General features: G+C 70.9%; 10 protein-coding genes and 1 pseudogene. 6 read left to right on the top strand and 5 right to left on the bottom strand.

The annotated features are described in order from the left end of the window. The first annotated feature begins 249 nt into the window (after positions 1-249). The 3 genes from ACZ4SA_RS09405 to ACZ4SA_RS09415 are packed head-to-tail and all read left to right on the top strand — an operon-like array spanning position 250 to position 2,702. The gene (locus tag ACZ4SA_RS09405; protein ID WP_468271568.1) at positions 250-741 is read left to right on the top strand and encodes a hypothetical protein; all 492 of its coding nucleotides are present in this window, start codon (positions 250-252) and stop codon (positions 739-741) included. Next, a complete protein-coding gene (locus ACZ4SA_RS09410) occupies positions 731-1,897 on the top strand; it encodes an MAB_1171c family putative transporter (protein WP_468271571.1) in 1,167 nt (388 codons plus the stop codon). The genes ACZ4SA_RS09405 and ACZ4SA_RS09410 overlap by 11 nt, the downstream gene beginning before the upstream one ends. 31 nt (positions 1,898-1,928) lie before the next feature. Next, positions 1,929-2,702: an SDR family NAD(P)-dependent oxidoreductase gene (locus tag ACZ4SA_RS09415; RefSeq protein WP_468271574.1), complete on the top strand. Its 774-nt coding sequence runs from the start codon at positions 1,929-1,931 to the stop codon at positions 2,700-2,702. A 43-nt stretch (positions 2,703-2,745) separates the two neighbouring features. On the opposite strand, the gene ACZ4SA_RS09420 is transcribed toward ACZ4SA_RS09415, so the two are convergent. From ACZ4SA_RS09420 to ACZ4SA_RS09435, 4 genes are all read right to left on the bottom strand, one after another. Continuing rightward, on the bottom strand, positions 2,746-4,383 hold the full coding sequence (locus tag ACZ4SA_RS09420; RefSeq protein WP_468271578.1) for an ABC-F family ATP-binding cassette domain-containing protein: 1,638 nt from the start codon (positions 4,381-4,383) through the stop codon (positions 2,746-2,748). Between the two features lie 178 nt (positions 4,384-4,561). Beyond that, complete coding sequence (locus ACZ4SA_RS09425; protein WP_468271581.1) at positions 4,562-6,361, bottom strand: BCCT family transporter; 1,800 nt, start codon at positions 6,359-6,361, stop codon at positions 4,562-4,564. Between the two features lie 78 nt (positions 6,362-6,439). After that, entirely contained in the window at positions 6,440-7,717 is a 1,278-nt protein-coding gene (locus ACZ4SA_RS09430) for a M14 family metallopeptidase (RefSeq protein ID WP_468271856.1), read from the bottom strand. Continuing rightward, positions 7,717-9,678: a Xaa-Pro dipeptidyl-peptidase gene (locus ACZ4SA_RS09435; RefSeq protein ID WP_468271584.1), complete on the bottom strand. Its 1,962-nt coding sequence runs from the start codon at positions 9,676-9,678 to the stop codon at positions 7,717-7,719. The genes ACZ4SA_RS09430 and ACZ4SA_RS09435 overlap by 1 nt, the downstream gene beginning before the upstream one ends. Before the next feature lie 123 nt (positions 9,679-9,801). Here ACZ4SA_RS09435 and ACZ4SA_RS09440 point away from each other — a divergent pair. Beyond that, a pseudogene (locus tag ACZ4SA_RS09440) lies at positions 9,802-9,924 on the top strand (GntR family transcriptional regulator); the annotation flags it as partial. Between the two features lie 46 nt (positions 9,925-9,970). Here the strand turns inward: ACZ4SA_RS09440 and ACZ4SA_RS09445 are convergent. Further along, positions 9,971-10,357: a nuclear transport factor 2 family protein gene (locus tag ACZ4SA_RS09445; RefSeq protein WP_468271587.1), complete on the bottom strand. Its 387-nt coding sequence runs from the start codon at positions 10,355-10,357 to the stop codon at positions 9,971-9,973. A gap of 180 nt (positions 10,358-10,537) precedes the next feature. Here ACZ4SA_RS09445 and ACZ4SA_RS09450 point away from each other — a divergent pair, with 180 nt between their 5' ends. Both ACZ4SA_RS09450 and ACZ4SA_RS09455 read left to right on the top strand, forming a co-directional pair. Further along, the gene (locus ACZ4SA_RS09450) at positions 10,538-12,049 is read left to right on the top strand and encodes a M1 family metallopeptidase (RefSeq protein ID WP_468271590.1); all 1,512 of its coding nucleotides are present in this window, start codon (positions 10,538-10,540) and stop codon (positions 12,047-12,049) included. Between the two features lie 206 nt (positions 12,050-12,255). Then, on the top strand, positions 12,256-13,281 hold the full coding sequence (locus ACZ4SA_RS09455) for a LacI family DNA-binding transcriptional regulator (protein WP_468271594.1): 1,026 nt from the start codon (positions 12,256-12,258) through the stop codon (positions 13,279-13,281). The last annotated feature ends 29 nt before the right edge of the window (positions 13,282-13,310 follow it).

Raw genomic sequence — 13,310 nt, forward strand, 5'->3', positions numbered from 1 at the left:
GGCGGAGGAACCGCACGACAGGACCGGGGCGATGGCTTGATCGTCGGCCCCCGGTCCTGTCGTGCCTTGCCAACTCCCCAGGCTGGTGGGTAGGGATGACGCAGTGCCCGCCCGCCGCTCCGGTGCGGGCCACCGCCCGACACCGCTGAGGACCACCGTCCCAGACGCCGCTTGAAGGCTCAGGACACCATGACCACTTCTGTTACCGCCTATCGACGCTGCCCGAAAAGGGGTCCGAACGGGGAACACATGCCATACGGGCACGCCGCTCTGCGCCAACGCTGTGAGGCGATTCTCGGTCAACTGGAGCTGTCGAATCCTTTCTCCCTCGACGAGTTGTGCTCCCGGATAGCCGAGCAGCGGGGCCGCCCCGTGCGGCTGCATCCGCTGCCCGAGGAAGCCGCGCAGTCCGGTGTCTGCGGACTGTGGGTGGGGACCGAGAGCGTCGATCACGTCTTCTACGAGGCGCGCACCTCGCGACCGCACCAGGAGCACATCGTCCTGCACGAACTGGGCCACATCCTCTTCGGTCACAACTTCCTCGAGGGCGCCGAGAGCGGCGGAGGCTATCCCACCGCCCTCGGCCGTACCGACTACACCACCCGCGAGGAGCAGGAGGCCGAGATGCTCGCCAGCCTGATCCGTACGAGGGCTGGGGCACTGCCCTTGGGAAGGGAGCCGGACGGCACGCTGGAGCGGCTCGGCTCGGCGCTGGGAGTGAGGTCGTCCGATGCGGGCTGACATCGTGGAGTTCGGCGACTGGCTCGCCGTGCCCAGCGTGGTGCTCCTCTGGTCGGCCGTGCTGATGCGGGCACGTTCGGCACTTCGCTCGCCGGAGCAGCGCGGCCTGTGGCTCGCGGTGGCGACGGCAGCGGCGGCGATGACGCTCAACCTTCCGTCGGTCGTCGCCTACGCCGAGCGGGACGCCGGCCTCGTCCATGTGGTCGGCCTGGTACGGAATCTGACGGGAGTGCTGTCGGCGGGCGCGGTGCTCTACTTCGTCTGCGGCACCACGAGCGGCCGCGGCCGGCAGCGGGCGGCGGCGCTGGCGACGGCCGTGCCGCTCGGCGCCATGGTGGTGCTGGACCTCGTCGCGCCGCGGCACGGACAGCACGGGATGCCGCCGGGCGGCGACCCGGTGCCCTCGCTCGCGTACTGGCTGACGCTGATGGGCACCCATCTGCTGGCGAACACGGTCTGCGTGTATGTGTGCTGGCACTACAGCAGACGCGCGGAGAGTCCGGGGCTCGCCGCGGGGCTGCGGCTGTTCGGGCTCGGCACCGCTCTGGCGGGGCTGTTCTGGATCGGGTACCTGCTGAAGGCGCTGTGGGGCACGGCCTGGCAGATGCCGTATCTGCCGCTGCTGATGAACCTGCACGGAGTGCTGCGGGCGGCGGCCATCCTGCTGCCCACCCTGGCCGTGCTGCGCAGGACGACGGCGGACATGTCGACCGCCTGGCGGCTGTGGCCGCTGTGGCGGGACCTCGTGCGGTCCGTTCCGCACGTGGCCCTGCACGAGCCGCGTGCGACGCGGACGGTGGAACTGCTGTGGCCCCCGCTGCCGCGAGACCTGCTCGTCTACCGCAAGGTGATCGAGACACGCGACGCGATCTTGATGCTGGGCGACTACGTGCCGTCCGGGACGGACGAGCAGGCACGCGAACACCTCAGCCGCACACGGCAGACGGAAGCCGCCGTACTCGCCTGTGTCATCAAGGAGGCCCGACGCGCCAAGGCGGACGGGCTCGACCGGCAGCCGCAGCCGTACAGCGCGCCGGCGATGGTCGGCAACGACCTCGACGACGAGCGGCGCTTCCTCGTCGATGTGGCCGACGCCTACCGGTCCGCTGCGACAGCCTCGTTCCGTCCCGACCCCTTGCGCCGCACCGACTCATGAAAACGCACCGACTCATGAAAGCGATCACATCGTGACCACCGTTCTGATCACCGGCGCCAGTGCCGGGCTGGGCGCGGCGTTCGCCCGCGGATTCGCCGCCAAGGGCTGCGACCTCGTCCTGGTCGCCCGCGACAAGGAACGCCTGGAGGCGGGGGCGGAGCGGATGCGCGCCCGGTACGGCGTGACCGCGGAGATCCTGCCCGCGGACCTGCTCGAACCGGCCGGAGTCCGAGCGGTCACGGACCGGTTGTCCGATCCCGCCCGGCCCGTGGACATGCTCGTGAACAACGCGGGCTTCGGCCTGGCGGCGCCCTTCCCCCACAGCCCCGTCGAGGACGAGGAGCGGATGCTGGAGCTGCTGGTGAAGGTGCCGCTGCGGCTCACGCACGCCGCACTGCCCGGCATGCAGTCACGGCGTCGCGGAGCGGTCGTCAACGTGTCGTCGGTGGCGGGGCTGCTGCCCACGGGCACCTACGGCGCCGCCAAGGCGTGGGTGACGTCGTTCAGCGAGTCGCTGCGGGTGGACCTCGCCCCGTACGGGGTGCGGGTACTGGCCGTGGTGCCCGGATTCACCCGTACCGAGTTCCAGGAGCGGGCCGGGATGGACGTGAGCGCGCTGCGCGAGGCGGTGTGGCTCGACCCGGACGACGTGGTGGCGCAGGCGCTCAAGGACCTGGCCAGGCGACGGCCGGTGAGTGTCACGGGCTGGCGGTACAAGGCGTACGCGCAGGCTGTGCGGCATCTGCCGCGGCACCTGGTCGCCACGAAGCTGGCCCGCACCCGCCGGCCCCCGGCGGACCTGTGACCCGACCGGCGTCAGCGCGCCGGGGGTCGCCCCGGCTTCCGCGTCAGCTCTCCGTGACCTTGCCGTCCGCGACCTCCACGCGCCGCGTCACCCGCACGGCGTCCAGCATCCGGCGGTCGTGCGTGACCAGCAGCAGCGTCCCGGTGTACGAGTCGAGCGCGGACTCCAGCTGTTCGATGGCGGCCAGGTCGAGGTGGTTGGTCGGCTCGTCCAGTACGAGCAGATTGACGCCTCGGCCCTGGAGGAGGGCGAGCGCGGCACGGGTCCGCTCACCCGGGGACAGGGTCGTCGCCGGGCGGAGCACATGGCCGGCCTTGAGCCCGAACTTGGCCAGCAGCGTGCGCACCTCGGCCGGTTCGGTGTCGGGGACGGCCGCGCAGAAGGCGTCCAGCAGGGTCTCGGGGCCGTAGAACAGGCCGCGGGCCTGGTCGACCTCGCCGACGACCACGCCGGAGCCGAGGGACGCGTGTCCGTCGTCGAGCGCCAGTCTGCCGAGCAGGGCGGCCAGCAGAGTGGACTTCCCCGATCCGTTCGCGCCGGTGACGGCCACGCGGTCCGCCCAGTCGATCTGGAGCGAGGCAGGCCCGAAGTGGAAGCCCCCGCGCCGGACCTCCGCCTCGCGGAGGGTGGCGACCACCGAACCGGAGCGCGGGGCGGCGGCGATCTCCATCCGCAGCTCCCACTCCTTGCGGGGCTCGTCGACCGCGTCGAGCCGTTCGATCATGCGCTGGGTCTGCCGGGCCTTGGCGGCCTGCTTCTCACTCGACTCGCTCCGCAGCTTGCGGCCGATCTTGTCGTTGTCGGTCGCCTTGCGGCGGGCGTTCTTGACGCCCTTCTCCATCCAGTTGCGCTGCATCTGGGCGCGGCCTTCGAGGGCTGCCTTCTTGTCGGCGTACTCGTCGTACTCCTCGCGGGCGTGCCGACGGGCGGTCTCGCGTTCTTCCAGATAGGCCTGGTATCCGCCGCCGTAGAGGGTGATCTGCTGCTGGGCGAGGTCCAGTTCGAGGACCTTGGTGGCGGTGCGGGTGAGGAACTCGCGGTCGTGGCTGACGACGACCGTGCCGGCGCGCAGGCCCTGGACGAAGGTCTCGAGGCGTTCGAGGCCGTCCAGGTCGAGGTCGTTCGTGGGCTCGTCGAGCAGGAACACGTCGTAACGGGACAGCAGGAGCGAGGCGAGACCCGCGCGGGCGGCCTGGCCGCCGGACAGGGACGTCATGGGCTGGTCGAGGCCGACGGTCAGACCGAGGGAGCCGGCGACCTCCTCCGCGCGCTCGTCGAGGTCCGCGCCGCCGAGGTCGAGCCAGCGCTCCAGGCTGAGCGCATAGGCGTCGTCGGCTCCCGGGTCGCCGTCCACGAGGCCCTGGGTGGCGGCGTCCATGGCGGTCTGCGCGGCGGCCACACCGGTGCGCCGGGCGAGGAAGTCCCGCACGCTCTCGCCCTCGCGCCGTTCGGGCTCCTGAGGGAGGTGTCCGACGGTGGCGGTCGGCGGGGAGAGCCGCAGCTCGCCCTGTTCCGGCCGGTCGCGTCCGGCGAGCAGACGCAGCAGCGTGGACTTGCCGGCGCCGTTGACGCCGACGAGGCCGATCACGTCGCCGGGTGCGACGACAAGATCCAGACCGGAGAAGAGCGAGCGGTCGCCGTGGCCGGCGGCGAGATCCTTGGCGACGAGAGTTGCAGTCATCAGGGGGTGCATCCTAAATCAGTGGGGCGGCATCCGGGTGACCAGCTCCCGGGATCCCGCCGACGCGACAGCTTGCACGGCGGGGCGGGCGGTGTCCTGCCCCGCCCGCCCTGCCGCGTCTGCCGGCCTGTGCCGTTCCCTGTCGTGCGCCGTTCGTCGGTGACCGGTCATCCTTGACTCAGCCCCGGTCCGTCCCCGGGTCCTCACCGCGGCTCCCGCCGCCCTCGGAGCCGGTCCCCGGGTCGGTTTCGGTCCGGCGCCGGGTGTCCGTCCCGGTCTCCGCCTCAGGGACCGGTCCGATACGGATCTCGAAGTCACCGGCGTACCTTTCGTGACCTGCGATCACCGCCGACTCGACGGCCTCCTCCGCGAGCTCGCCACGGACGATCAGCGGGTCCTGGCGCAGGTCGCGCATGAGCGCCACGCACATGCCCACCATCACCAGCACGAACGGGGCGGCGACAAGGATCGTCAGATGCTGCAGACCGGCGAGTGCGTCGCCCTTGCCCTCTCCGACGAGCAGCATGACCGCGGCCACAGCTCCGGTCACCACACCCCAGAAGATGACGACGATCCGGGCCGGTTCGAAGGTGCCCTGCTGGGAGAGCGTGCCCATGACGATCGAGGCGGCGTCGGCCCCGGAGACGAAGAAGATTCCGACCAGGATCATCACCAGCAGGCTCATCACGCCGGCGATCGGGAACTGCTGGAGCACACCGAAGAGCTGGCCCTCGGGCGTCGTCTCGTCCCCGAGCCGTCCGCCCTCCTGGAGTTTCATGGCCGTGCCGCCGAAGACGGCGAACCAGAGCAGGCTGACGGTGCTCGGCACCAGGATGACGCCGCCGACGAACTGACGGATCGTCCGCCCGCGGCTGATGCGGGCGATGAACATGCCGACGAACGGCGTCCAGGAGATCCACCAGGCCCAGTAGAAGACCGTCCAGCTGCTCAGCCAGTCCGCGACGCCGCCGCCCCCGGTCGCCGCCTCGGTGCGCCCGGCGAGCTGCGGCAGGTCGCCGAGGTACGAGGCGAGCGACGTCGGGATCAGGTCGAGGACGAGGATGGTCGGCCCGGCGATGAAGACGAACACGGCGAGAACCACGGCCAGCACCATGTTGGTGTTCGACAGCCACTGGATGCCACGCTCGACACCGGAGACCGCGGAGAACACGAAGGCCGCCGTCAGCACACCGATGATGGAGATGAGCAGACCGGTACCGGCCCTTTCCATCCATCCCAGTTCCCGGAATCCGCTGCCGATCTGGAGCGCGCCGAGGCCCAGGGAGGTGGCCGATCCGAAGAGCGTGGCGAAGATCGCGAGGATGTCGATCACTCGTCCCGGGGCGCCGTCGGCCCGCTTCTTCCCGATCAACGGCTCGAAGACGGCGCTGATGGTCTGTCGCCTGCGGCGCCGGAAGGTGCTGTAGGCGATGGCGAGACCGACCACGGCGTAGATGGCCCACGGGTGGAGGGTCCAGTGGAAGAGCGTCGTGGCCAACGCCGTCTGCATGGCGTCGGCCGAGTCGGCGGGGTCGGTCCCCGGCGGCGGGTTCACATAGTGCGCGAGCGGCTCGCTGACGCCGTAGAACATCAGGCCGATGCCCATGCCGGCGCTGAACATCATCGCGACCCAGGAGACGGTGCGGAACTCGGGTTCCTCGTGCTCCTGGCCGAGCTCGATCTTGCCGTAACGGCTGATGGCGAGCCACAGAGCGAACACGACGAAGCCTGAGGCGGCCAGGACGAACGCCCAGCCGCCGTTGTGCATCAGGCCGTTCAGCATCGTGTCCGAGACGCTTTCCAGCGCATCGGTGAAGATGGATCCCCAGATCACGAAAGCCACGGTGAGAGCGGCCGTCACACCGAACACCACCCGATCGGTGACCGGCGCCTTGTCCTCGTACGGGTGACGACCCGGCAGGGCCGCCCTCACCGGCAGCCGCAACCGTGGGCCAGGTTTCTGATCGTCGTGCGACACAAGCGGCACCTTTCACCAATTCGCGGAGCGTCTTCCGCTCTCCGCTACCCCCTACCACATGTGACGCACGTCATAGCCTCAACAGGCTGTGGCCGGCTCGGCCGGTGCGAGGTGATAGGTCGCGCGCGCATCCAGGAGCAGCGGAACAAGCTCCCGCTGCGACTGCCGCAGCGGCACGAGGGCGCCTTCCCCGTCCCGCCGCGACCAGACACCGTGCAGCGCCAGTTCGTCCTTCACCTGTGCGTACTGCTCCGCGTCGAGCCGGTACCCGCAGGGCGGGTCGGCCAGCGTCTCCTCCGGGCCGGCGGGGTCGTTGTCGGCGCCGCCCAGGTAGACCGGGCCCCGGTCCCTGAAGCCGGAGACGCGGGCAGCGGTGGTCGCCGCCTCGATGCTGCCGCGGCGCTCGTCCGCGTACGACAGCAGTCCGCCGAGTGCCGCGAGTTGGCCGTTCACGCGGCGCCGTTTGTTCAGGGCGGGATCCGACTGCTCCTCCTCGGTCAGCGCGTCGACACGGCTCTCGATGAGCAGGCCGACCGCGTTCTTGATCCCGGAGGCGTTGCGCAGAATGCGTTCCTGGCCGTCCCCGGCGGTCTGTTTGACCGGCTCGCCGGTCACCGGGTCGGTCCAGATGCCGTACGTGCCGGTGCTGAAGCCCTCGTTGTGCGCGGCGGGCCGTACGTAGTCGCCGGAGAGACTCCGCGCCTCGTCGCGCACCCCGGTCTCGGTGTTGAGGTTGCGCGGCCACAGGTCGAACAGGTCCTTGTCGTAGTACGGCGGCGTGGCGCCGTACTCGTGCAGGTCGTAGACGACGTCCGGGCGCCGGTCGCGAATGACGGCGGCGAGGGCCCGGCCCTCCGCGGTCTTCAGGGCGATGTGGTCGCGGTTGATGTCGACGCCGTCGGAGTTGCCCCGGGTGCCGGCGGCCCTGCCGTCGGGGTTGGCGGTGGGGACGACGAGGATGCGCGTCCTGGACAGCAGCCTGCGGGTCGTGCCGTCCCCGGCGTAGGCGAGGTCGCGGATCGTCGTCAGGCATGCTTCCCGGCCCGACGGCTCGTCACCGTGCTGGGAGCAGATCAGCAGCACGGTGTGGGACGTGCGGCGCGCCCCGAGGTGGGCGAGTTGAAGGGGGCGGCCCTGCTTCGTCGTACCGATGCGCTCGAGCGACATCCGGTCGCTGCCCCGGTCGACGGCGGCGAGGAAGCTCTGCTCCTCCTGCTGCGTGGTCCAGCGCTTGCCGTCGCTCGACTCGAAGCCCGTCCGTGGCGCGGTGTGCGCGGCCTCGGCGGGACCCGTGATGAGGGGTACGGCGAGCGCGGCGGCGGCACCCGTCAGGGCGAGGATGCGGATGCGGGACATCATCGGGTAATGCCTCCCGGGATCGGACGGATCTGACGCGGTTCAGCGACACCGCCGAGGCGGGAGTCGGCGGGGGCCGGAGAGGGTCCTGCAACGGCGCGGACGAAGGCGGCCGCCCCGCCGACGACGGGCAGTTTCGCAGCTGTACGGGCGAGATCGAGGGAGATGCGCGGCATGGTGTCCGGCGGGTCGATGAGGTCCTTGTCGGTACCGGCGACGATGAGCGCGAGCCGGTGACCCGCCGGGAGCACGTGGTCGCTCGCGTGCAGGTCGATGGTGACCGTGTACGCCCTGCCGGGAGTCAGCGCATCGGGCTTGTAGCCACCCAGGTCGGCCCAGCCTCGGCTGAACACGGTGCGGCCGACGTCGATGGTGCGGGCCTTCGTCTCCTTGAAGCAGGAGCTGTCGCCGGTGGTGCTCGCGCCCCAGCAGGTACGCTCCGCAAGGGTGGTGATGCCTTCGCCGGGGGCGGCGTAGTCCCGGATGGTGTCCGGGCCGAGGTCCACGAGGACGGCCGACAGGTGGGCGCTCGTGGTCGAGGGGGTGGCGGTGACGGTCACCCGCGAGGAGCCGGACAACCGCAGGTCGCGGCCGAGGGGGCGGGTGATGAACCCGGCCTTGGCGGGCGTCGCCGTCTGGAGAGCCGCGGCCCAGTCGGTCTCGTCGAGGCGCGGATCGTCGGTGAACGTCTCGGTCGCACCCGGCCGAGCGGGCTTCAGCGACAGCGTGCCGACGCCGGGCTGCGCGCCGCTGTTTGGGCGCAATGTGGCCCCGGCAGTGCCGCGGGGCGGCCAGACGCGGTCGGTGGTCCACCGGTCCGGGGCCCGTTCGATGTCGGCCATCGGCTCGCGGTCGATGCCGTTGTCGTAGCCGAGGAGGTAGCGGTCGAACCAGCGGTGGAGCGTGCGTACCCACTCGCCTCGCCGGAAGTCGAACGGGTCGACGTGCCCTGTCTGCGAGAGCCACACCTTGCGCTCGACGCCATTGGCCGCGAGGGCGTCCCACCACTGGCCGAAGTGCTTGGAGCGGACGTTCAGATCCTGCATGCCGTGCACGGCGAAGACGCTTGCCCGGACGTTGCGGGCGTCGGGCACGTAGTCGCGCTCGTCCCACATCCGTGTGAACTCGCCGCTGCGCGGGGCCCCGTCGGCGAGCCGCTGCTGGACGGCTTCGCAACGCTCGCGGGCCTCGGGGCTCTCGACGTAGTCGGACAGCCACTCGGGACCGGAGTCGTACAAGGGCGCGCCCTGAGCGAAGTAGTAGTCGTACCAGGAGGAGATGGCGCCGATCGGGACGACGGTCTTCAGGCCCCGCACACCGGTGGCAGCAACGCCGTTGGCGACAGTCCCGTCGTAGCTCTTGCCGATCATCCCGGTGGCACCTGTGGACCACCGAGCGCTCGCCCGCTCCCCGCCGGTACGGCTGGTGTAGGCGCGGGCACGCCCGTTCAGCCAGTCGACGACGGCCTTCGCCGACCGGACGTCGGAGCGTCCGCCGACGTCGACGCAACCGTCGGACCGGTTGGTGCCGGCGAGGTCGACGGCGACGAAGGCATAGCCGCGGGGCACGAAGTAGTTGTCGTAGTACAGGGGGAACTGGACGGGGTCGCCGTCGGCGTCGTACGTCTTGCGCTGGCTCTCGTTGCCACGTCCGCAACAGGCGTAGTACGGGCTGGCATCCATGATGACGGGCACCTTCCGGCCCCACTGCGCCGCCTCGCGCGGGCGGACGATGTCGACGGCGACGCGGTCCGTCCTGCCGTCGCCGTCACCGTCGAGCCGGGTGTCGACCCAGACGGACTCCCGGATCGCGTCGTCGTACGAGTAGACCGGTCTGCTCTCCCGGGCCGGCGTCGCGCCCTGCGCGCCGGTGGGCGCGAGCGTCAGGGCGACAAGGGCGGCCGAGGCCGCCACCACCAGCGATCTGCACGTCAGGCGGGTTCCCCGCGCACGTTTCGGCATGGGCGGGAAGGTACTCCCGTCAACTCCCCTGCGACAGGGGGCGTCCGAGTCGCCCGGCCGGTCGGTCACGGCCGACGCAACGCCACCCTCACGCGGGCACGCAGTGCCTCGTCCTCAATCGAGAATCTCCCGATACTCCGCACTCTGCGCGTGGTGTACAGCGATGAGCACCGCCCCATCAAAGCCACCGTCATGCTGAAGGCGGGCCATATGTACGAATTGCAGTACGAGTTCGCGTCAGAGTAACGCCCGGCACCGCAGGGCCGAGGGTCACGTGCCGTCGCGTCGTGGGTCATGCCGCCTCGGGCGGAACAGGGGTCGCCTGGTGGTAAAGCATCTGCCACGGCAGATCTGCATCGCGTTTGCGCCAGAGCGAGCTGCGCCGCGCCCGGACTCCTTCGAGCGTGGTCTCGTACGTCAGGTGCACCAGGCCGGGCGCGAGTACGGTTCCTGTCATGGCGGACACCTCGTAGCGCGGGCCGTTCCTGGCGGCCCCGGCCAACTCGGGCAGTGCGGCCAGCATCTCCTCGTAGGTCCACCGCTGGCCTGATGCGCCGACCTCGACGAAGTCAGGGTCCAGCAACTCCCGGGCGAGCGAGTGCGAGAGCCGCACGCTCGGGTCCATCAGGCGCAGCTCACCGTCCATCGCTGCGCGTACTGCGCCGCTCTCTGCCGTCATCCGACCAGCTTCGCAGGTGGGTGGGGTCTCGGAGCCCGGTAACGGCTTCGGCGGCGGCACGCCCGGTCTCGCCTTTCGGCCGTATGGCGGTCATGTGGAAGGCCGAGGTTCGCTCCTGACCCGAGGACGGGGACGCGTCTAGGGTCAAGAGATCGTTCGCCTCAACGACTTGGAGCTTCCGTGCACCGCAGACTGATCGTCCCGAGCGCGCTCGCGGCCACCTTGGTGCTGGCGATCCCGGCATCGGCCGCGAATTCCTCCGCCGGCGCCCCCGGCATCGGCGACTCCTACTACCCGGCCGCCGGAAACGGCGGGTACGACGTGTCGCACTACGACCTGAGGCTCAAGTACCAGCCGGAGACGGATCTGCTGGAGGGGACGGCGACCATCCTCGCCACCACCACGCAGGATCTGAGCCGTTTCAACCTCGATTTCGGCCTCGGTGTCCGTGAGGTGCGGGTCGGCGGCAAGAAGGCCGCCTTCACGAAGGAGGGCGACCAGGAGCTGGTCGTCACCCCGGCCGCGCCGCTCCCCAAGGGCAGGTCCGTGTCGGTGGTGGTGCGGTACGCGGGGAAGCCCTCCGAGTTGAAGATCGGCGGCTGGACCGCCTGGCACCGCACCCCGGACGGCGGGGTGGCCGCCCAGGAGCCGGACTCGGCCGTGTGGTGGTTCCCGAGCAACGACCATCCGCTGGACAAGGCGACGTACGACGTGTCGGTGTCGGTGCCGGACGGCTCGCAGGCGATCAGCAACGGTGTGCTCGTCTCGCAGAGCTCCAAGCTGGGCTGGACGCGTTTCAACTGGCGCTCGAACAAGCCGCAGGCGAGCTACCTGGCCACGCTCGCGGTCGGGAAGTTCGACATCACCACGGACACGACGGCGGACGGGCTGCCGGTCCTGAACGCGTACAGCAAGGATCTCGGTGACAACGCGGGTGCGGCGCGGGCCAGCATCGAGCGGACCGGCGAGGTCGCCGAGTGGCTGACCGAGGTCTTCGGTCCCTACCCGTTCAACGCGCTGGGCGGCTATGTGCCGAACGTCGGCAGCGGCTACGCCCTGGAGACGCAGACCCGGCCGTTCTACAGCCCGCGGCAGTTCGCGAACGGCGCCAACGTGTCCGTGGTCGTGCACGAGCTGGCCCACCAGTGGTACGGCGACAGCGTGTCCGTGAAGGGCTGGAAGGACATCTGGGTCAACGAGGGCTTCGCCCGGTACAGCCAGTGGCTCTGGTCGGAGAAGGAGGGCGAGGGCACGGCGCAGGAGCTGGCCGACCACGTGTACGCGCAGCATCCGGCCGACGACGGGTTCTGGACGGTCAGGCCCGGCGACCCGGGCCCGGAGAACCAGTTCCACCTGGCCGTCTACGACCGGGGCGCGCTGGCGCTCCAGGCGCTGCGGAACAAGATCGGCGACGAGGACTTCTTCGCCGTCCTCAAGGGCTGGCCGGCCGAGCATGCGTACGGCAACGCCGCGGTGGGCGACTTCGTGGCGTACGCGGAGCGGGTCTCGGGCAAGCCTCTCGCCGGACTCTTCGACATCTGGCTGTACGAGGCGTCGAAGCCCGGTGCTCCCGCTGCGGCCCGGGCGAGCATCGCGCGTCCGGGAGCCGCGGAGGCGCCGCAGCCGAAGTCGTGGAAGAGCATCGCGGCGACGAACACGGTCCACGAGCACGGTCACGCGCACGGGAAGTAGGCCGCGGCAGGGCCACAGGCCGCCTCCCGAGGACCGCCCGGCCGGCGCCCTGCCTGACGAGGCGCCGGCCGGGCTCGCGCCAGGGCACCCGGGCCGCTTCTCATGGGAGCGCTCTCACCCGCATACGCCGGACGGATATCCTGTCGGAGTCAGGTCACGCCGCCGACCGGCTCACCGAGCACCGGAGCAGACGAGGAGCGCCCGCCTTGCCCGAGCAGACCACGGGGTCCCGCCCCACCCTGGAAGCCGTCGCGGCGCGCGCGGGTGTCTCCCGGGCCACGGCCTCCCGGGTCGTCAACGGCGGCGCGGGGGTACGCGCACCGCTGGTCGACAAGGTGCGCCAGGCGGTCGAGGAGCTCGGCTACGTCCCGAACCACGCGGCGCGCACTCTGGTCACCCGGCGCAACGGCGCGGTCGCCGTGATCATCGCGGAGCCCGAGTTCCGGATCTTCTCCGACCCGTTCTTCGAGCAGCAGGTCCGCGGGATCAGCCGTGAGCTGACGGCGCACGACTCCCAGCTGGTGCTGCTGTGGGTGGAGGGCCCCGGTGACCACGACCGGATAGCGCGCTATCTGGGCGGCGGCCATGTCGACGGTGCGCTCGCCTTCTCTCTGCACAACGACGACGAGCTGCCCGCGCTCATCGGCAGGACGAAGATCCCCATGGTCTTCGGCGGGCGTCCGGCCGCCGGCGCCGACGTCACCGTCCCCTACGTGGACGCCGACAACCGCGGCGGCGCCCGGGAGGCCGTGCGCCATCTGGTGTCCCTGGGCCGCAGGAACATCGCTCACATCGCCGGGCCCCGCGACCAGACCTCCGCGCTGGACCGGATCGACGGCTACCACGACGTCCTGATCGACGCCGACCCCGGCCTGTTCTGCCAGGGCGACTTCACGGCGGAGAGCGGCGCACGGGCGATGGCGGAACTACTGGACCGCCGCCCCGACGTCGACGGCGTCTTCGTCTCCAACGACCTGATGGCGTCGGGCGCGCTGCGCACCCTGCGCGAGCGCGGCCTGCGGGTGCCGCAGGACGTGGCGCTGGTCGGTTTCGACGACATGGCCTCCGTCGTGGACACGACGGAGCCGGCGCTGACGACGGTGCGCCAGGACGTCGAGGGCATGGGCCGGCTGATGGTCCGGCTGTTGATGAAGCTGCTGAACGAGTCCGGGGGCGGCGCCCCGGCGTCCGTGATCACTCCGACCACACTGGTGCGGCGGGCGTCGGCCTGACCTCCGGCGCCCGCCGCCTCCTGTGGGGG

Source organism: Streptomyces sp. NPDC027962 (assembly GCF_055566095.1).

Excerpts from the sequence above, each read along its gene's own strand:
- ACZ4SA_RS09405 (WP_468271568.1), top strand. The coding sequence starts at position 250 with ATGCCATACGGGCACGCCGCTCTGCGCCAACGCTGTGAGGCGATTCTC.
- ACZ4SA_RS09435 (WP_468271584.1), bottom strand. The coding sequence starts at position 9,678 with ATGCCGAAACGTGCGCGGGGAACCCGCCTGACGTGCAGATCGCTGGTG.
- ACZ4SA_RS09410 (WP_468271571.1), top strand. The coding sequence starts at position 731 with ATGCGGGCTGACATCGTGGAGTTCGGCGACTGGCTCGCCGTGCCCAGC.
- ACZ4SA_RS09430 (WP_468271856.1), bottom strand. The coding sequence starts at position 7,717 with ATGTCCCGCATCCGCATCCTCGCCCTGACGGGTGCCGCCGCCGCGCTC.
- ACZ4SA_RS09445 (WP_468271587.1), bottom strand. The coding sequence starts at position 10,357 with ATGACGGCAGAGAGCGGCGCAGTACGCGCAGCGATGGACGGTGAGCTG.
- ACZ4SA_RS09420 (WP_468271578.1), bottom strand. The coding sequence starts at position 4,383 with ATGACTGCAACTCTCGTCGCCAAGGATCTCGCCGCCGGCCACGGCGAC.